This window comes from Pseudomonas sp. yb_5 (genome assembly GCF_043103865.1).
GTDB lineage: Bacteria > Pseudomonadota > Gammaproteobacteria > Pseudomonadales > Pseudomonadaceae > Aquipseudomonas > Aquipseudomonas putida_Y.
In genome coordinates, this window is the sequence record NZ_JBICKE010000084.1 from 125,142 (window position 1) to 143,948 (window position 18,807).

Annotated in this window: 19 protein-coding genes; 14 read left to right on the forward strand and 5 right to left on the reverse strand. The window is 57.5% G+C overall.

What is annotated here, in order from left to right; translation table 11 throughout:
- Window positions 1–14: 14 nt before the first annotated feature.
- Window positions 15–641, reverse strand: coding sequence for a DUF1826 domain-containing protein (locus tag ACF8GF_RS14375; protein ID WP_209969072.1), 627 nt, complete (start codon window positions 639–641; stop codon window positions 15–17).
- On the reverse strand, window positions 638–1,846 hold the full coding sequence (gene zigA, locus ACF8GF_RS14380; RefSeq protein WP_176682934.1) for a zinc metallochaperone GTPase ZigA: 1,209 nt from the start codon (window positions 1,844–1,846) through the stop codon (window positions 638–640). Before zigA ends, ACF8GF_RS14375 begins: the two co-directional genes overlap by 4 nt.
- A 114-nt stretch (window positions 1,847–1,960) precedes the next feature.
- On the opposite strand from zigA, the gene ACF8GF_RS14385 reads away from it, so the two are divergent.
- Window positions 1,961–2,341, forward strand: a complete 381-nt coding sequence (locus ACF8GF_RS14385; protein WP_176682935.1) for a glutamine synthetase — start codon at window positions 1,961–1,963, stop codon at window positions 2,339–2,341.
- Between the two features lie 212 nt (window positions 2,342–2,553).
- Here the strand turns inward: ACF8GF_RS14385 and ACF8GF_RS14390 are convergent, their stop codons facing one another.
- Window positions 2,554–3,081, reverse strand: coding sequence for a DUF3617 domain-containing protein (locus ACF8GF_RS14390; RefSeq protein WP_176682936.1), 528 nt, complete (start codon window positions 3,079–3,081; stop codon window positions 2,554–2,556).
- Window positions 3,082–3,213: 132 nt separating this feature from the next.
- Here ACF8GF_RS14390 and cls point away from each other — a divergent pair, with 132 nt between their 5' ends.
- The gene (gene cls, locus ACF8GF_RS14395; protein WP_392519748.1) at window positions 3,214–4,653 is read left to right on the forward strand and encodes a cardiolipin synthase; all 1,440 of its coding nucleotides are present in this window, start codon (window positions 3,214–3,216) and stop codon (window positions 4,651–4,653) included.
- A gap of 83 nt (window positions 4,654–4,736) precedes the next feature.
- Here the strand turns inward: cls and cfaB are convergent, their stop codons facing one another.
- Entirely contained in the window at window positions 4,737–5,921 is a 1,185-nt protein-coding gene (cfaB, locus tag ACF8GF_RS14400; RefSeq protein ID WP_021785301.1) for a C17 cyclopropane fatty acid synthase CfaB, read from the reverse strand.
- Between the two features lie 207 nt (window positions 5,922–6,128).
- Between cfaB and lpdA the strand changes: the two genes are divergently transcribed.
- The 3 genes from lpdA to ACF8GF_RS14415 all read left to right on the forward strand — a co-directional run bounded on the left by lpdA (window position 6,129) and on the right by ACF8GF_RS14415 (window position 9,389).
- Entirely contained in the window at window positions 6,129–7,529 is a 1,401-nt protein-coding gene (lpdA, locus tag ACF8GF_RS14405; RefSeq protein ID WP_176682939.1) for a dihydrolipoyl dehydrogenase, read from the forward strand.
- A gap of 268 nt (window positions 7,530–7,797) precedes the next feature.
- A complete protein-coding gene (locus tag ACF8GF_RS14410) occupies window positions 7,798–8,406 on the forward strand; it encodes a LysE family translocator (RefSeq protein ID WP_392519749.1) in 609 nt (202 codons plus the stop codon).
- Between the two features lie 260 nt (window positions 8,407–8,666).
- Window positions 8,667–9,389, forward strand: a complete 723-nt coding sequence (locus ACF8GF_RS14415; protein ID WP_209969062.1) for a LuxR family transcriptional regulator — start codon at window positions 8,667–8,669, stop codon at window positions 9,387–9,389.
- Here the strand turns inward: ACF8GF_RS14415 and ACF8GF_RS14420 are convergent, their stop codons facing one another.
- A complete protein-coding gene (locus ACF8GF_RS14420) occupies window positions 9,390–10,058 on the reverse strand; it encodes an acyl-homoserine-lactone synthase (RefSeq protein WP_176682942.1) in 669 nt (222 codons plus the stop codon). It lies immediately after the preceding gene.
- A gap of 364 nt (window positions 10,059–10,422) precedes the next feature.
- Between ACF8GF_RS14420 and ACF8GF_RS14425 the strand changes: the two genes are divergently transcribed.
- The 9 genes from ACF8GF_RS14425 to fdxA are packed head-to-tail and all read left to right on the forward strand — an operon-like array spanning window position 10,423 to window position 18,799.
- Window positions 10,423–11,691, forward strand: a complete 1,269-nt coding sequence (locus ACF8GF_RS14425) for a beta-ketoacyl-[acyl-carrier-protein] synthase family protein (protein ID WP_176682943.1) — start codon at window positions 10,423–10,425, stop codon at window positions 11,689–11,691.
- A 2-nt stretch (window positions 11,692–11,693) separates the two neighbouring features.
- Window positions 11,694–12,500 (forward strand): MaoC/PaaZ C-terminal domain-containing protein, encoded by an 807-nt coding sequence (locus ACF8GF_RS14430; protein WP_209969059.1) that lies wholly within the window; start codon window positions 11,694–11,696, stop codon window positions 12,498–12,500.
- Complete coding sequence (locus ACF8GF_RS14435) at window positions 12,497–12,763, forward strand: acyl carrier protein (RefSeq protein WP_176682945.1); 267 nt, start codon at window positions 12,497–12,499, stop codon at window positions 12,761–12,763. Before ACF8GF_RS14430 ends, ACF8GF_RS14435 begins: the two co-directional genes overlap by 4 nt.
- A 32-nt stretch (window positions 12,764–12,795) precedes the next feature.
- Window positions 12,796–13,695 (forward strand): diiron oxygenase, encoded by a 900-nt coding sequence (locus ACF8GF_RS14440; RefSeq protein WP_176682946.1) that lies wholly within the window; start codon window positions 12,796–12,798, stop codon window positions 13,693–13,695.
- Window positions 13,692–15,215 (forward strand): NAD(P)/FAD-dependent oxidoreductase, encoded by a 1,524-nt coding sequence (locus tag ACF8GF_RS14445; protein ID WP_339442812.1) that lies wholly within the window; start codon window positions 13,692–13,694, stop codon window positions 15,213–15,215. Before ACF8GF_RS14440 ends, ACF8GF_RS14445 begins: the two co-directional genes overlap by 4 nt.
- On the forward strand, window positions 15,212–16,051 hold the full coding sequence (locus ACF8GF_RS14450) for an alpha/beta hydrolase (RefSeq protein WP_176682948.1): 840 nt from the start codon (window positions 15,212–15,214) through the stop codon (window positions 16,049–16,051). The genes ACF8GF_RS14445 and ACF8GF_RS14450 overlap by 4 nt, the downstream gene beginning before the upstream one ends.
- Before the next feature lie 31 nt (window positions 16,052–16,082).
- Window positions 16,083–16,838, forward strand: a complete 756-nt coding sequence (locus tag ACF8GF_RS14455) for an SDR family NAD(P)-dependent oxidoreductase (RefSeq protein WP_392487793.1) — start codon at window positions 16,083–16,085, stop codon at window positions 16,836–16,838.
- Window positions 16,839–16,881: 43 nt separating this feature from the next.
- On the forward strand, window positions 16,882–18,387 hold the full coding sequence (locus ACF8GF_RS14460) for a phytoene desaturase family protein (protein WP_392487794.1): 1,506 nt from the start codon (window positions 16,882–16,884) through the stop codon (window positions 18,385–18,387).
- Window positions 18,388–18,427: 40 nt separating this feature from the next.
- Window positions 18,428–18,799: a ferredoxin FdxA gene (gene fdxA, locus ACF8GF_RS14465; protein ID WP_176682951.1), complete on the forward strand. Its 372-nt coding sequence runs from the start codon at window positions 18,428–18,430 to the stop codon at window positions 18,797–18,799.
- Window positions 18,800–18,807: the final 8 nt, after the last annotated feature.

Consider the following 18,807-nt stretch of genomic DNA (forward strand, 5'->3'; position numbering starts at 1 on the left):
CTCACTATGCGCTGTCAGGCCAGCCAGTCAAGGCTGAGCAGCAAACGCCCCTGCTGTGCCGAAGGCGACCTATGAACCAGGCCTGCCCCTTCATTACCCTGCCATTTTTCACCTTTGAGTATCGCCACCTCACCGGCTTGCAGTTGCTGGATGTTATCCACAGATGGTTCAGCTGTGTGTAACTCACCACGACCGCTATCCCGTTCTTGCAACCATTCGCTACCCGGGCCGACGTAGGTGGTGAGCAGGCGCAACGGTACGTTATCCACATGGAAGCGTGGACACATGGGACCGTCCAGAACGCGCAAGCGCAAACCGACCCGACGTGCGCCAACCAGGCAGGTATAAGCCGCCACCAACCAGGTCACATCAGCAACGAAAGCTTCATATCCATGCAAATCCGCCGCTTCACGCAGCAGATCTGGCAATACCGGCTTCTGTTCCTCGTCCACATCAATTACCCGCTGATCAGCCAAGGGCTGGCCAAGGCTGATCACCAGTGCGGCAAAGTCCTCCAGTTGTGCCGGCAAGCGCCGCCGCCATACGGCCAGGTTTACGCCATCCTGCAGCACTTCGGCCAGCACCTGGGGCGTCTCGCCAAACACCTGAAAGATATCCACAGGTCGGTGCGCCAGGTTCATGCTGCCGCCTCCTCATGCCATGGGCCAAATGGGTCAGGTAGGCGCAACCAGCCCATGTGGCCCAAGTCCATTTCTTGATCCGTCAACAGGCATGCATCGAGGGCTGTGGATAATTTTTCGAAGTCGATATTCTGCCCGATAAACACCAACTCCTGGCGGCAGTCACCGGTCTCAGCGGTCCAGTGTTTCAAGATCTCGCTGGTGTTATCCACATCCTGCGGCCACTGCTCGCGTGGCACGAAGCGCCACCAGCGGCCAGCCAGACCATGGCGCATCATGCCACCCGCTTGCGACCAGCTGCCCGCTTCCTGATATTTGCTGGCCAACCAGAAAAAGCCTTTGGAACGCAGCAGCCTTCCGTTACTCCAGTCCTTGTGGATAAAGTCGTAAAAGCGCTGTGGATGAAGCGGGCGTCGAGCCTGCCAGGTCATGGCCGCGATACCGTACTCTTCGGTTTCTGGCACATGCTCACCGCGCAGTTCCTGCAACCAGCCTGGTGCCTGGGCCGCCTGATCGAAGTCGAACAGCCCGGTGTCGAGGATACGTGCCAGCGGCACTTGGCCCATGACCATGGGTACAATCTGCGCCCGGGCATTGAGGCTGCGCAGAATGGCGATGAGTTCTTCGCGCTCATGTTGGCTGATCAGGTCGATCTTGCTCAGCAGCAGCACATCTGCGAACTCGACCTGCTCGATCAACAAATCACTGATCGACCGCTCGTCTTCTTCGCCCAACGTTTCGCCGCGGCTGGCCAGGCTGTCTGCTGCTTGATAGTCGCGCAGGAAGTTCAAGCCATCGACCACGGTGACCATGGTGTCCAGTCGCGCCATATCGGACAGACTGCGACCCTGCTCGTCGCGGAAAGTGAAAGTCTCAGCCACTGGCAGTGGCTCAGAGATACCGGTGGACTCGATCAGCAAATAATCGAAACGCCCCTCTTCGGCCAGCCGCGCAACCTCCTCAAGCAGGTCTTCGCGCAACGTGCAGCAAATGCAGCCGTTGCTCATCTCGACCAGTTTCTCTTCAGCGCGGTTGAGACTGACATTGCGCTGCACCTCGCTGGCATCGATGTTGATTTCACTCATATCGTTGACGATAACCGCGACCCGAAGGTTGTCGCGGTTGCGCAGAACATGGTTGAGCAGCGTGCTCTTGCCGGCGCCGAGAAAGCCGGACAGCACGGTGACGGGGAGACGATTGGACATGGCGAACCTCTTCAGGCAGACGCATTCGAAACGATGCATTGCATAATGTTATAAGGTAACAATACACTTTCGCCAAGTGGTTCTCGACGGACGAGTGCTCACAGAGGATGAAAAATGAATCTGCCACGCGTCATGGCATTGCTGTTACTCGCCATGCCTGCTTCCCTGTTGGCCATGCCACAAAACCAAACACTGGCCCTTTGTACGCGAAGTGCGACGCTGCTCGCTTGCCAGGACGGCAAAGGCAGTTACTACAGTGTGCGTACTGAAGGCAGCACGTTCTACCTTCGCGGCTACGACTTCAGCAGCCGCCGGCTGTGGGCACAAACCAACAGCCGCTATGGCACATTGACTTTTTTTACCGGCCTGGCCAGCGATGGTGAGGCCTGGGTGGGTTACAGCCGCCGCGTAGGCTGGACCACTTTGAACCGCGTATCCAGTTCCAGCGGGGAGCGCTTCAAGCTGCATTGCAGCTTGATCGAGGGGTGCCGTTGACCCCTGCTTTTATTTAGAACGCTTTTTCTCTGCCGCCTCTTTTGTAAGTCAGCGTCGAGCTCGTGCTGAAAACGCCAGCCTTGACCAGCCCTTTGTCAGACCGAAAAGCTAAGCCGTAACCGCGTCGAGGCAAGGATCGAAATGAAATGTTCCACGTGGAACTATCCGAGCCTGCATGCCCACGACGCGGTTGCCACTCACCAGTGGGGATTTCAGCTGCGCGGTTTGACCGCCCCGCAATCATTGCCTAACCACACCGCACGCGTGTTCATGCTGCCTTGCTGCTGCACACCCGAAGCGTTGAACGTGCCACTGACCTGGGTGGTGAATTCCCGATCACTGAGGAATGTAGCCTGGCCACTACCCTGTGCCTTTGGGCAGCTGAACTGGAATTTCCACACGTTACCGGTACGGTCAGTAATTTTCTGCGTGCAGCCCGATTTCGGGTCCTGCAGCGGAATGTCATTCGTTGCCACCTGTTCTGGCGTCAGGCACGAACGCACACCCTTGCCACCTATACTTACCCCTTGCTTGGCCAACACTCCTTCCATCATCGCGCGCTGCTCTGGCGGCAGGTTCTTCAACTGGCCGAGCATGAATTCCATGTCGGGTAGCGGCTTGCCATCGACCTGCATGTTGCTGGTGGTCAGCTCCCACAAACCCGGTTGCAGCATCTGGGCTTGCACCAGCGGACTGCTCATGCCTAGGGCCAACGCCAACAGTGGCAGACGATTCTTCATGGACGAACGCTCCTGGAAAAAAGCCGGTCAAACGGGCCGGACTGAGCCTTAGACGCCAAATCCGCCTGCGGGTTGCAGGCGGACCGGGAACGTGTTCTGTTACCTCAAGTGTACTCGGCAAGCAGGATGCATATGGATTACCACAGCCCCTACTTCTTTGGTTACCTACTCGGCCTGATCCATCTGCTGGGTATTGTCGCCGCACTGCATGCGCTGTTCACGGTGCGGACAGCTCAGGGTGCCATTGCGTGGGCGATGCCCTTGCTCTTCATCCCTTACCTCACCTTGATCCCCTACCTGATTTTCGGCTCCCGCTCGTTCTATGCCTACATCATGGCTCGGCGCCAAGCCAACCAGGAAATGCACGTGGCCATGGCCAATCTCAACTGGCGGCCTTGGGTTGAAGAAGCCCTTGCCGCCCGCGAGTCGGAAAGCTATACAGCTTTGCGCGCCATGCCCAAGCTAGGTCGCATGCCATGCCTGGCAAATAACCAGGTGAAATTGTTGATCAACGGCAAGGCCACCTTCGATGCGATCTTCGCAGCCATCGAGAAAGCACGCGATGTGGTACTGGTGCAGTTCTTCATCATTCATGACGACACCCTCGGCAAGGCACTGCAGCAACTCTTGCTACGTAAAGCCGCCGAAGGCGTGCAGGTGTTCGTGCTGTACGACCGTGTCGGCAGCCACGCCTTGCCGGCCAGCTACAGCCAGTTGCTACGTGACGGCGGTGTGCAGATCCATGCATTCGCCACCCGTCGCGGCTGGTTCAACCGCTTCCAGGTGAACTTCCGCAACCATCGCAAGATTGTGGTAGTGGATGGGTTGCTCGGCTTCCTCGGCGGTCACAACGTGGGAGACGAGTACCTGGGTGAACATCCACAGCTTTCACCCTGGCGTGACACCCACGTACAGATCAGCGGTCCGGTACTGGCCTGCCTGCAAGAGTCATTCGCCGAAGACTGGTACTGGGCCACGCGCCAGCTACCGCCGCTGATCCTGCCCGATACGTACCCGGACAACGGCGTGCTGTGTCAGGCCTTGGCCAGCGGCCCGGCAGACCCACAAGAAACCTGCTCGCTGTTCTTCCTTGAAGCGATTCATTCGGCCACCCGCAGGGTGTGGATCACAAGCCCCTACTTCATCCCTGACGAGGCTGTGTTCGCCGCCTTGAGGCTGGCGGTACTACGAGGAGTCGATGTGCGGGTGCTGATCCCGTCACGCCCTGACCACCGCATCGTCTACGCCGCCTCCAGCCTGTTCGCCTTCGAAGCAGTGCGCGCGGGGGTACGTATGTTCCGTTACCAACCCGGGTTTCTGCATCAAAAGGTAGTGCTGGTGGATGATGACGTCAGCGCCATTGGGAGTGCCAACCTGGACAACCGCTCGTTCCGTCTGAACTTCGAGATTACCCTGCTGACAGTCGATCGCGGCTTCGCAGACCAGGTCGAGCACATGCTCCAGGAAGACTTCGAACAAGCGCGGGAAATTACTGCAGAAGACACCCAAGATACCCATCGACTGCAGCAATTGGGGATGCGAATTGCGCGGCTGATATCGCCGATTCTTTAGGGTGAGTACTCCCGTTGAAAGCGGCCTTTTCGCGCTAAAGGCCGCTCCTGCAAAGCCAAATCAGGGCTGAGACACTTACGATTTCAGCGGTACAAGTCTTCCCGCGTCCAGGGCAGGTCATGATGCCCGTCGGCGTATGGCTTCACTGCCAGTATCTGGTGCAGGTTGATCCAGCCCTTCTGAAAGGCGTAGGCACACCCGGCCAAGTACAAACGCCAGATCCGCAGGGTCTTCTCAGGCACCAGCGCTGCTGCCTTGTGCAACTGGTTCTCCAGGTTCTCGCTCCAGTGGTGCAAGGTTTTAGCGTAGTGCAGGCGCAGGCTCTCCACGTCCACTACCTCCAGCCCGGCTTCACAGATACTGGCGCTGATCATCGACAGGTGCGGCAGTTCGCCGTGGGGGAATACATAGCGATCGATGAACTCACCCGCCCCGCGCCCGACCGGTCGGCCATCGACGTGCTTGGCTGTGATGCCGTGGTTCATCACCAGCCCCCCTTCCCTCACCGCCCCAAACAGCTTCTGGCAGTACAGCGCCAGGTTGGCATGCCCGACATGCTCGAACATACCCACGCTGACAACCTTGTCGAAGCGACCATCCTGAGGCAGATCGCGATAATCGAGAATCTGCAGGTCGACCTTGTCGGCAAGCCCTTCGGCTTGCACACGCTTGCGGCCGAGCTTCAATTGCTCCTTGCTCAGGGTAATGCCGAACACCTTGGCGCCATATTCACGGGCAGCGAACCGCGCCAGCCCGCCCCAGCCACAGCCAACATCGAGCAGGTAGTCACCGGCATCCAGGCGCAGCTTGCGGCACAGGTGGTCGAACTTGTCCTGCTGCGCCTGGTCGAGCGTATTGTCCGGCTCACGGAAGTAGGCGCAGGAATAGGCCATGTCCTGGTCCAGCCAAAGCTGGTAGAACGCGTTGGACACGTCATAGTGGTAGGAGATTGCCTTGGCGTCGGTGCTCTTGTCATGAGACAACCGTTGCGGCGGCGTTTCATCCTCATCCGCCAGCAGCGCTTCGCTCAGCTCGTCGCACACGCGGATGGCCTCACCGATATCGCCTTCCAGCTCCAGCTTGCCTTCGACGAATGCGGTGCCTAGCTGGTCCATGCTTGGGTGGGTCAACTGGCTGATCAGCTGTGGTTCCTTGACCAAAATCGTGACCTGAGGACTAGGCCCAAGATCAAAATGGTTGCCGTCCCACAGCTTCAGCCTCAGCGGCAGATGCAAGCTCTGCAATGCAGGTGGAAGTTGAGCAAGCATGAAACACCCCTCCTGTCCGTAATTGGCCACGACGCCTAATATTTCGAACGTCACCGGATCAGAGTAGTTCATCTGTAGGATGTTTCCTCTAAGCAAGACCATGGTCTAGAACCAACTGATCTTATCCACACAGCAGATTGTATACAATCTGTGCGTCTCAGCTTAACCTTGTGCCCTCTCGCACTTCTACATCCTGGAGTTGAACCCATGAAATCCTATGACGTGGTGATCATCGGCGGTGGCCCTGGCGGCTACAACGCAGCCATCCGTGCTGGCCAGTTGGGCCTGAGCGTTGCCTGCGTGGAAGGCCGCTCGACCTTGGGCGGTACCTGCCTGAACGTCGGCTGCATGCCATCCAAGGCACTGCTGCATGCTTCGGAGCTTTACGAAGCGGCCAGCGGTGACGAGTTCGCCCACCTCGGTATCGAAGTAAAGCCCACCCTCAACCTCGCCCAGATGATGAGACAGAAGGATGAGAGCGTGACAGGCCTGACCAAGGGCATCGAATACCTGTTTCGCAAGAACAAGGTCGAGTGGATCAAAGGCTGGGGCCGCCTGGATGGCATCGGCAAGGTCGTGGTCAAGGCCGAAGACGGAAGCGAAACTGCATTGCAGGCCAAGGACATCGTCATTGCCACCGGTTCTGAGCCTACCCCTCTGCCAGGTGTGACCGTCGACAACCAGCGCATCATTGACTCGACCGGCGCGCTGTCGCTACCGCAAGTGCCCAAGCACCTGGTCGTCATCGGTGCTGGCGTGATCGGTCTTGAGCTGGGTTCGGTCTGGCGCCGCCTGGGTAGTCAGGTCACTGTCATCGAATACCTGGACCGCATCTGCCCAGGCACTGACACGGAAACCGCCAAGGCCCTGCAGAAGGCTCTCGCCAAGCAAGGCATGATGTTCAAGCTGGGCAGTAAAGTGACTCAGGCTACCGCAGGTGCCGATGGCGTCAGCCTGACGCTGGAGCCTGCCGCCGGTGGTACCGCAGAATCGCTGCAAGCCGACTACGTGTTGGTGGCTATCGGCCGCCGTCCTTATACCAAAGGGCTGAACCTGGAAAGCGTGGGCCTGGAAACCGACAAGCGCGGCATGCTCGGCAACGAGCACCACCGTACCTCAGTGCCGGGTGTCTGGGTGATTGGCGACGTCACTTCGGGCCCGATGCTGGCGCACAAGGCCGAAGACGAAGCGGTGGCCTGTATCGAACGCATCGCCGGCAAGCCCCACGAGGTCAACTACAACCTCATCCCTGGCGTGATCTATACCCGCCCGGAGATGGCCACCGTGGGCAAGACTGAAGAGCAGCTCAAGGCCGAAGGACGTGTCTACAAGGTTGGCAAGTTCCCCTTCACCGCCAACAGCCGTGCCAAGATCAACCACGAGACCGAAGGCTTCGCCAAGGTCATCGCCGATGCCGAAACCGATGAAGTACTGGGTGTGCACCTGGTGGGCCCAAGCGTCAGCGAGATGATTGGTGAGTTCTGCGTGGCTATGGAGTTCTCGGCCTCGGCAGAAGATATCGCCCTCACCTGCCACCCACACCCGACGCGCTCCGAGGCCCTGCGCCAGGCGGCGATGAATGTGGATGGCATGGCCATGCAAATCTGATGAGCCCCACTCGCTGCGTCAGGCCATGATCATGATCTGGATCGTATGAGTGAGTGGCCGTTTTCTGAATATCAGAAATGAAAAGACCTCCGGATGGAGGGCTTTTCATGTGTCTCAATAATAAAGGTTGTCACAGGCTGAAGGGGCAGATCCAATGGGCCACGCTGCACGTGGTCGGTACAGGCGCGTTGTTAACCGGGGCTACTTGAAGCAGTCCAGACTGCGGACACCCGGTAGCTGTTGAATTTATTGCCAGGAGGCACCTTGCATGGCCAGTTATGGACTGTTTCTCATCCTCGCGACCCTTACCGTATTGAGCCCCGGCCCCGGGGTGGTGCTGACTCTCTCCAATGCCCTGCGCCACGGTTGGAGCGGTGCTCTGACGGGGATCTTCGGTATCGCCCTGGGCGCTTTCATCGTCGCTGGGCTCTCGGCCAGTAGCGTGGGGTTGGTTCTGGCGACCTCGGCAACGGCGTTCACCGTATTCAAGTACGTCGGCGCGTTGTACCTGTTGTACTTGGGGGTGAAGATGTGGCGTACCCAGCGTTTCATCCCGGAGCTCACCGTGACCGCCACGCAACCTTGGCGGCGCTTCGTCGAAGCGTTGTCGATCCAGCTGCTGAATCCCAAGGCTGGATTCTTCTTCCTGGCGGTGTTCCCACAATTCATCAGCCCGCAGGCCAACTACTACAGGCAGTTCTTCCTGCTGGTCTCTTCCTACGCGTTGCTGGTCGTGCTGGTACACACCGGCTACGCGCTGATGGCCAGTGGTGCCAGGGGTTGGTTGTCGACCAACCGTGGTGCGCGAATCGTCGGCAAGCTCTCCGGTATTACCTTCTTTTGTTTTGGGGTTCTGATGGCCTCGGCCAGCAAATAGAACCATCGTTGAACTTATCCGAAAGTCGCAATCTATATGTAACATGCGATACGTACTTTGGACGTAATCTCGATAGCCGCGAAAAACGGGTAACCAGAGATCCAGCATTCTCATTGACTTACTTTTTAATATCTCCGACCATCACGCTTGCGCGGTAATCCGAGAATCACGATCTCTTCGAACAACAACTCTAAAAGGGTTTGCACGGCGCAATGGCTCTGCCAGTTTATTGGCGCCGTAAAAACGGCAGGGAAGACGACATGGAAAGTCGAAACCGGGACGCAGCCACGACATGCGATAAAAACCACCCCATCACACACCTGCACGACGAGTTGCAGCGTCAATTGTGTGGTTTGAAGGATTTGAAATACGCCTACTACGCGGCTACGCACAATCGCAACGTAGAGCCGATTATCATTTCAAATTACCCACCGAGTTGGGTCAAAAGCTATAAAGATAACAAGAGCTATCTGATTGACCCGATCATCAAACATGGGCTCAAGGAGATCACCCCCTTCTCCTGGCATGATGCCCTTGCCAACAGCGGTCCCGAAGGCGTGGACTTCTTCAGGCGCGCCACCCGTTATCAAATCTGCTCGGGCACCACATTCACCCTGCGCGATGCTTCCGGGACATTCTGTGCCTTGAGTGTGTGCGATGCGGGTTCGCAGGTAGATTTTGATCGGCGTCTGGCCAAGCAGCAAAGCCAGCTGCAACTGCTACTGATCGAATTTCATAGTTGGCTGATGACCTCGCGCACAACGGATCAGCTGTTTTCCAGTGCGGCCGATGGGCCGCTTTCCACCCGCGAACTGGGCGTGCTGCAACTGGTCATGCGCGGCAAAACCTACCGCGAAATTGCCACGGACTGTGGAATTTCAGAGCGCACAGTGAAATTCCACATGTCGAACATTTCTGGCAAATTGCAGGTCGGCAACGCCAAGCAAGCCGTCTACGAGGCAAAGCGACAGGGCATCATCTGATCAGGCGATGTGGTTGTCGGATACATCGTGCAACTGCAGGCTCAACGGCCACTGCTGGGTCTGCAGGGATGACAGCGGTTGCTTACGCGCAATGCTTTCGAGCAGTCGCAGGCGGTTGGACGAGCTGATCGGCATATCCAGCAAATGCACCGTCTCACCCGGCGACGCCTCGCCGCTGTCCAGAATCTGGTAGTGCCAGCCTGCCTGTCGAACGATGCGCGCCATGGCATCGCTGACCACGGTGACGATCGATTTCAAGCCGGTCAGTTCGCCGTGGTCATGCATGCTGAAAAGCAACATTTCGGTCAATGGCAAGTGCGCCAGGCCCAACTTGCGTGAACGGGTCTTGTCGACGAAGAAGCGGCTGGATTCAGCCATCAATGCCCGCTTGGGCGGTATGCAACTGAAGAAGTCGCGAAAGGGACCTTCAACCATATAAGGGTGCAGTGTATTGATCAGGCGAAGGCCTGCCAACGGTATGCCTTGGCAAGTGCCAACCAGATAAGTCGTGTTCCAGTTGTCATATTCATCCAATTCAATGCCATTTCTCACAGCGACCTTCCAATTAAGGCGATCACAGAAGACATGCTTGCGTAAGCCGTATAACTCGGCAACCCAGGGATGCGGGTCACGACGGTATTCAATCTTGTGAAAGTCGATAGTTATCATGTTGGGCTGTTCCCTTGCCTCAGGTATGGCGTTCGCGTGGGCGTTGGTATAACAACCTGCTGATTCTATCAACTGACGGCGCTGAGCAACCTGTACTTAAGTGCATGCAGGCCGTCGGTATTTCTCCAAATACCAAACACCTGCACCTAGATACAGTTGTCGTCATCGCAAAATTGGGCACACTTCTCGGGGCGTTGTGTAGGACGCCAGTTTTCACAACTTACAAGACGCTATTTGCCAGGCGCACGGTTGCGGTGGGTATCGAAAACCATCGTACCTTCGGCCCTGGCAGTTATCGCCTGCACTCAATGCCGCCCTTGTTCATACAAGGGTTGTCACGTCAGCACATCAATCAGGGAAGACAATGGAAAAGCCAGCCTCTCCAGCACCTCGCCGCGTCGTCGTTACTGGTTACGGTGCGATCTGCTCGCTCGGCCAGAACGCCGATGCTATCTGGGACGCGATGATGGATTACCAGATCGGCTATCGTCTGCACCGTTTTGATGATCCGACGATCCATGCGCGCTTCTTCGGTTTTATCGATGACTTTGGCCGCGAGGCCATGCGACCGTTCTCGAAGAAGATTTCCAAGATGTTGCCTCTGTTCGCCAAGTACAGCTTGGTGGCGGCCCATGAAGCATTGCACATGGCTTATGGCGACACACCACTGGATGACGTGGTCGCACCGTTCGACCGTGGTGTCGTTCTCGGCACCGGTTGGGGCGGGTTGGACACGGCGAACTTCAACAACAACGAATACTGCCAACAAGGCATTTCCACCTCGTTCGCCACGGTCATGTCGATGTGCAATGCCGCGACGGCTGCCATCACCATGAACTGGAACATGCGCGGCGTTCAAAACAGCCCGGTGGCAGCCTGCGCAACTGGCACCATCGCCATTGGCGAGGCCTATGAAGCGATTCGTGCCGGTCGAGCGAAAATGATGATCGCCGGTGGCAGCGAATCGTTGAAAGAGCAGTTCAACGTCTGGTCGATCGACGTCATCCAGGCGTTGAGCAAGGAGCAGGAAAACCCGCGCCTGGCATGCTGTCCGTTCAGCAAAGGGCGAAGCGGTTTCATCCTGTCCGAAGGCGCAGCGGTACTGTGTCTTGAGGATTATGAGCTGGCCAAGGCCCGCGGCGCCAAGATCCTTGGCGAAATCACCGGCTACGCCAACTACTCGGACGCCTTCGACATGACGGCCCCGGCCGAGGACATGCTGGCTCGAGTGCGGGTGATTCAGGAAGTGTGCAGGCAAGCCAGTGTCGATGCGCCGCACATCGATTACATCAACCTGCATGGCACCTCCACCCCGCTGAACGACGTCAACGAAGCCCGCTCCATCAAACTGGCGCTGGGTGACGCTGCCCATGGCATTCCGATGTCCAGCACCAAGTCGTACACCGGCCACCTGATTGGTGCAGCAGGTTCGATGGAAGCAATCTTCTGCCTCAAAGCCATTGCCCGCGGAACGATCCCGGCCACCATCCATCTGGATGAGGCCGATCCTGAGTGCGACCTGAACTTCGTCCCTAACGAGCACTTGCACGGACAGCACCTGGAAAACGTGCTGAACCTCAGCTTCGGGTTCGGTGGCGCCAATGCCGGCATCATGCTGCGTAAGGTGCAATGATCATGCAGTGGCAATTTGGCCCTGAACAGATCGAAGCGTGGGCTGATCTTTCCGGCGACCGCAACCCTATCCATTTTGACCTGGAAGCAGCGCGGCGCATGGACGCCGCGGATGTCGTGGTGCACGGCATGCTGGCGCTGCTGCCAATCAAACATCAAATGGGGCGTGTTGCCGAGGGCCGCGATGAGGACTGGGTACAGTTCAAGGCGCTACTGAAGGCGCCGGTCCTGCGCAACTGCCCTGTCGCGCTTGCTACCCGCCCCCGCAGTGCAAGCACTGCATTTACGCTGCGTTCAGAAAAAAGTGAAGGCGAGCATGTGCTCGGCCATGTGTCTCAAGTTCCGCCGCCAACGTGGACATCGAAATCCCCAGGCTTCGCGCTTGACCGGGAATATGTAGAGGCTTGGCTTACCCAGTTTCGTGACGGGTTGGGCAAGGGGCTAGATGATTGGGTGGCACTGGATGCGCTGATATTTTCCCACTTCATCCGCAACCATCTGGGGGTGATCTTCGAGCGCCTGTCCGGGCAATTTGCCCAACACCAGGTTCCCGAGCGTATCGAGGACATCACCAATCACCTGGTCGTCCAGACCAGTCACCAGATCACGTTCTGCACGCAACTGCGTTCATTGGGCAGTTTGCAATCCGATATCCGCTGCGAGATCGACAACATTCTGTTGATTGAAACACCAGGCAAGGCCGTCGGCACCCTCGACCTGGGTGTCGTCGTCAGCGGCAGCCATGTGATGACCATAACCCTAGGCTTGATGATTAAAACCGTTCTCACCCCCACAGGAGCGAAACAATGACCACCGTTGACCAAGTATTCACCATCGTTCGTGATCTGATCCTGGACCTCAAGGATGTCGACGACAACGAAGTGACCCTCGATACCACCATTGAAGCAATGGAGTTCGACAGCCTGGACTTCGTCGAGATGCAGGTGGTCGTGCAGAAAAAGATCGGCGTGGCGATCAACCCGGATTCGTTCGTCACCCGCAAGATCGCCACTTTGCGCCAGCTCTGTGAATTCATTGTTGAGCTCAAGGAATCGACTGCCGTCGAGGCCTGAGCCGCTGGGCCCAATTCATGGAGGAGCAGGAAATGTCTACGCTGACCAACAGTGTGCTCGCTATTTCCCCGGCGAGGGAGTCGAAGGTTCGCAAGTTAAGCGAAGTGTCGCATCACAAGACGATGGACCACGCGACCGTACTACCATGGGACCAGGACATCAATCGAAGCCTTTACCCCAAGGATCCCGAGCATCTGTGGATCAATGGAACACGCTATTGCGAAGGCTTGACCGAGGCCCAGAAACTGGAACTGGCCTGGCTCGAGACGGGCCGTGACATTTCCATGTTCATCTGGCTCGAGCAGACCATTCCGCCGTTGTACATGGGCTACATCACGCAGTTCCATGACCGTATTTCGCCGGACCTGCAGGAATACCTGATGATCTTTTCCAAGGAAGAGATCGTTCATACCCTCACCTTCAAGCGCTTCATGGCCAAGGCTGGCCTGCAGATCTGGAACCCACCGGTCGGGCTCTATGAGTTGCTGACCCAGACACTGCCAAAAATGGAGCCGGCGGTTGGCGTGCTGTTCACGCTGTTGATCGAATGGGTTGCCGAAATGGGGGCCATGCACACCTCCCAAGGCGCTGCGGTCGAACCCATGACCCGTACCCTGTTCCGTGAGCATCACTATGACGAGGCACGGCACATCGCCTTTGGCCGCTGGATCAGCGAGTCCTACTTCGAAACTGCCAGCGCTGAATCGATCGCCCAGGTTAAAGCGATGAGCCGGAAAATCATTCCGGCGCTGATCGACATGTTCACCTACAACCCCGAGATCGCGTTGCACACTTCCTTCGCGTTTCCGATTGCAGTGGATGACAAGGCGAAAATCGAAGAGGTTTGGCGCTCACCGAACAATGCTCGACTGAACGACGCTCGCTTCGCCGAAATTTACGCCTGGATCGACAAGTTGGGGCTGCGGCAATGAGTTCTTCGACCTGGGACGCGGTCTTCGTGGGTACCGGGATCACGAGCCTGGCCTGCGCGGCCATGCTGGTCAAGCGTGATCGCGGTGCACGCGTCCTGATGCTCGACAAGCATATTGTGGTTGGGGGCTATGCCTCGACGTTCAGCCGGCCCAAGCAATCGGCGATTTTCGATTGCAGCCTGCACAAGCTCAGCGGCATGTCGGAAGGGGGCAACCTCATCCGCATCCTGCGGGATCTGGGCCTTGAGGATGAACTGAACCTGGTCTACCCCAACGACTATTTCTGCGCCTACCAGAACGGCACGGCGCTGCCGTTGGCTAACGATGCCGACCAGGTCGAACGGCAACTGATCGAACGGTTCCCTCATCAGGCAGAGCCCTTGGTTACCTTTTTCACTCAGGTACGCACCTATGGGCGCAACGGGTACTACCAGTTCCAGATGCTCGATGGCAGTTTCGAACCTGACATGGCGCAGTTGCGCTGGGCCCATCGTAACCTCAAGCACAAGACCGTGCGTGAAGCGTTGCATGAGTTGTTCGATGACCCCTACCTGATTGAAATTCTGGCAGCCCCTGGCATTTATGTTGGCGGCTACTCGGAGGATCTGGGCTACCTGTACTACCTGCATGTGGTGTATGCCACGCTCAATCGCGGCAACGCCTATGTCGCAGGCTCTTCCCAACGCTTGTCCGACTTGCTGGCGCAGCAGATCGAACAGGCCGGGGGCAAGATCATGCTCAGCACGCCTGTAGAAGAGGTGACCACCGACAACCAAGGCAATGTCACGGGGGTACGCACCCGTGCTGGTGAGTTTCATGCGCCACAGGTCTTCATCAATACCTCACCCCATTATGCTGTGGAGCATTTGTTCCAGGCGGATGTGGACCTGACGAGCACCCGAGAGAAGCTGGCCGCGTTGAAGCCGGCACGCTCGACCACCACGGTATACCTGACCACGGATCAAGCACCCGAACAGCTGGGGCTGCGGCATAGCGAGTCGATGCTGTTTGCTGCGGACCCCGCGTTGGCAGCCGAGCTGCGCATCAACGCCGAGCGCAGTGGTTTTCAGCCAGAGCTCTGTGAACAGGCCTTCTGGGCCATGTCCCCGATCGAGGTCACCAACTATCACGCCCTGGCGCCCGCTGGCGGCAAGGTCGTGTGTATCAATGTGCTTGATTCCATCGCACATTGGCCTGCAAGGCGTACGGCGCAATATCGCGCGAAAAAGCAACGCGCGTGTGAGGTGCTGGTAGAGCGGCTGCTGGCTCAGATTCCTGAACTGCGTGGTCACATTCTGCATACGGAAGTGGCAACCCCGCATACCTATGTGCGCTTCACCAATAACACTGATGGCTCTGGCTACGGGGCGATGGTGGGTACCGACCTCAAAGGGCATGTCTTCCATCACGGCTTCCCGGTGCAGGGCGTGCAATTTCTCAGCGCTTGGGTAGCTGGCCCAAGTTACGAGGCCGCCTTTGGCTATGCCGAGATGAAAGCCAGGCAATGGAGACGCGCATGAGAGCGGTTGAACAGTCCCCCACCCGGTTTGGGATAGCCATTTCCAAACTTTTCATTCGCGTGATGTTCAGGCAGGTACAAGGGTGGGAGCGCGACGTACCCAGCCGGGCCGAGGGCTTCGTTGAGACGGCCAGCGACGGCAGCAAGCTGGAAGGTGCGGTGTTGCTGGCCAACCCAGCCAAAGCCAAGGGTGTTGTGCTGCTTTGCCATCCGTTCTTGAAATATGGCATGCACTACTTTTTTGAGAACGGCATCGATCAGGTATTCCTGGAACAGGGCTACCACGTCATTGCCTTCAACTTCAAAGGCTTTGGGCGCAGCACCATAGGTGGTCATGCATTCGCCGATGACGTCTTGTCCATTGCGCGAAAGATCGCCCGGGAATACCCAGGCCTGCCGATTCATCTTGTGGGCTGCTCATTTGGTGGCTACCACCTGTCACATGCCTTGGCACGGGACGCCTCGCCCTTCACCTCGGCAGTTCTGGACAGCGTGCCTGTCTCGGTCCGCAGCTATTTCACGCGTGGTCCGTTACGCCTTGCCATGCGCTGGATCAGCGGAAGCCGTCTGGCAGTGCCTACCGGTACTTGTGCGATCGACCATTCCCTCAAGAGCGTTCACCACCTGCCAATCGCTTACTTCTACGGGTTGAGTGACCGCTATATCCCCGAGGCGAGTGTGACAAGGCTGAGCCTGGATTGCACATCCCTGCATGTGGTCGGCTTCGAAGCGTGTCGCCACCTGGAAAACCATAAGAAGCACCGGGATCGGTACTTCCAGGAGATCTTCGCGTTCTTCGCCCGTGCAGAATCTCATAAACCCGTTGTAACGGCCTGACTCTGGGCTCTTTGAATTAAGGAAACAGAACATGGATGTCCAACAGCTGGGCAAAGGCAAGTGGATACTCATCAGCGGCGGTACCCGCGGTATAGGGCGCGCACTTGTACAACACCTGGCGCGTGAGGGTTATGAGGTCGCGTTCACCTATCAATCCTCTGCTGACGCGGCCCGCAAGCTCGAGCAGGAGGTAGCCGCCAACGGTGGCCGGGCGCACGGGCATGCCTGTGACGGTCGGGACTTCCAGTCGGTCAGTTCATTGTGCGAACAGTTGGTCAACGATCTTGGCGGCCCCTATGGCTTGATCAACAACATGGGCGTGACTGGCGACCAGCTGTTGTTCAACCTCGATGTCGAGCGCTATCGCGACGTGGTTGCGACCAACCTCGACTCGGCGGTTTATTTCAGCAAGTCGTTGGTCCCGGCCATGGCTGGTGAACGGCGAGGCAAGATTTTGCACATGTCCTCCGTCAGTGGCGTAAAGGGGAACAAGGGCCAATTGGGTTATTCCGCGACCAAGGCCGCGATGATTGGTATCACCAAGACCATGGCGTTGGAACTGGCGCGCTTCAAGATCAATGTCAATGCCATCGCGCCCGGCTACATCGCCACGGACATGATCGATCAGATCCCCGATCATGTGCGCAAGTCGATCACCGACAACATCCCGCTCAAGCGCTTCGGTGAAGTACAGGAAGTTGCTGCATTGGCCAGCTTCCTGTTGTCACCGCAAGCTGACTACATCACTGGCCAGACCTTCCTGATCGACGGTGGCCTGACAGCCTGATTCGCCTTGCGCAATCTGCTGCGTGGTGATGCCTGGAGCATTCATGAGTCAATCATACGATACTGTTTTTGTAGGAGCAGGGCTGGGCGCGCTCGCCAGCGCCAGCCTGATGGCCCAACGGGGTCAAAAAGTCCTGGTGGTGGAAAAGCACAATATTCCGGGTGGTTACGCGAGCAATTTTCGCCGTAAAGACTTCACCTTCGATGTGTCCCTGCATTCGTTCGATGGTGTCGTCCGCGGTGCGCATTCATTCAAGGTGATCGAGGCTTGCGGTGTCGCGGACAAGATCGAGTTTCTCCATCACCCGACGCTCTATCGCTACCGTTCACCCGATATCGACATCACCGTAGGGCATCGCGACCTGGAAGGTTACAAACAGACCCTGTATCGCTGCTTCCCCGAGGAAATCGACAACATCAATCGGTTGTTCGCCGAGTCCAAGCGCAACTATAAGGACCTTTGCGGCTTCCTTTATTCACCCAAACCGTTCTGGATGCGATTTGTCGCGACCCCCTTCGCCTATCCCCGGGTTCTGCGCTATGGCCATGAAACGGTGGATAAGTACTTTTCCAGGTTCACCCGCAACGAACGCCTGAAGGAAGTACTGTCGGCACAGTGGAGCTACTACGGGCTGCCGGCGAAAGACTTGGCATTCGGCTATTTCTCGTACCCCTTCATCGACTATCTGGAAAACGGCGGCTACTCAATCAAGGGCGGCTCGCAGGCGCTTTCCTCGGCATTGGTCGAAGTTATCGAGGCGCACGGCGGCCGTGTCGAACTGGAGTCGGGAGTCCAGCAGATAATGGTCGACCGAGGCAGGGTCACCGGCGTCGTCACGCGCAGATCGGGGCCGGTGAAGGCCCCGAGCGTCGTGGCCAATGTTTCGCCGCATGCCGTGGTGGGTTTGGCAGGAAAAGAGCACTTCTCCAGCAAATACCTCGCTCGGTTGAACCAGCTGAAGTTTTCGGTATCCGGCTTCCAGGTGTATCTGGGCCTGGATTGCCCGCTGAGTGAACTGGGTGTCGACCCTGAGGAATACATCCACTTCTTCTCACCCGGGAAAACGCAACGCGCGCAATTCGAACATATCCAGGCCGGCGAACTGCATCAGGACAACACCAGTTGGTCGATCAACTATTTCTCCAATGTCGATCCGTCCATGGTGCCGCCCGGGAAATCCAGCCTTGGCCTGTTCACCCTCACCGGCCCGGACGTTTGGCACTCGCTGGAAAAACTCGCTTACCGCCGCAAGAAAGCCGCGCTGACCGAGTTGTTGATCGCTAATGCCGAGCGCGTCATTCCAGGCCTGCGCGACCACATCGAAGTCTGTGAAGCAGGGTCACCGCGCACGATGACCAAGTTCACACAGAACCCACAGGGTGCGATCTATGGGTTCGAACAAACGCCTCAGCAGTCCGGACTGTTTAACCGTTTCCCGCAGAAGTATCCGGTAAAGGGGCTTTACCAGGTGGGCGCGTGGACGTTCCCTGGTGCTGGCTTCATCGGAACGATGTTGTCTGCCCGCTTGTTGGTTGACCGCTACTTCTAGCCAGTGATGTGCCCGTAAATACGACCTCGAGAGACTAACCATGACTTATGTAGTGACGGACAACTGCATCCAGTGCCGACACACCAACTGTGTGGATATATGCCCTGCAGACGCGTTCCACCTGGGGCCGAACTTCATCGTGATCAACCCGGAGGCATGCGTCGATTGTGGTCTCTGCCTGCCGGAATGCCCTGAAGAGGCGATTTTGCCGGAGAACCGCCTGGATGACGGTAATCGGTACTTCCTGGAGTTGAATGCCGAGCTTGCACAACATTGGCCCGTCATTCTCCAGAGCATCCCACCGCTGGACGATTACCAGAAGTGGAGTCATCAGCCGAACAAACTTGCACACCTTGTGCGCGAAGCCGAAGCGGTCGATCCGACCCGCGACCACCATCTGCAGCACGCTTGAAGTGCACC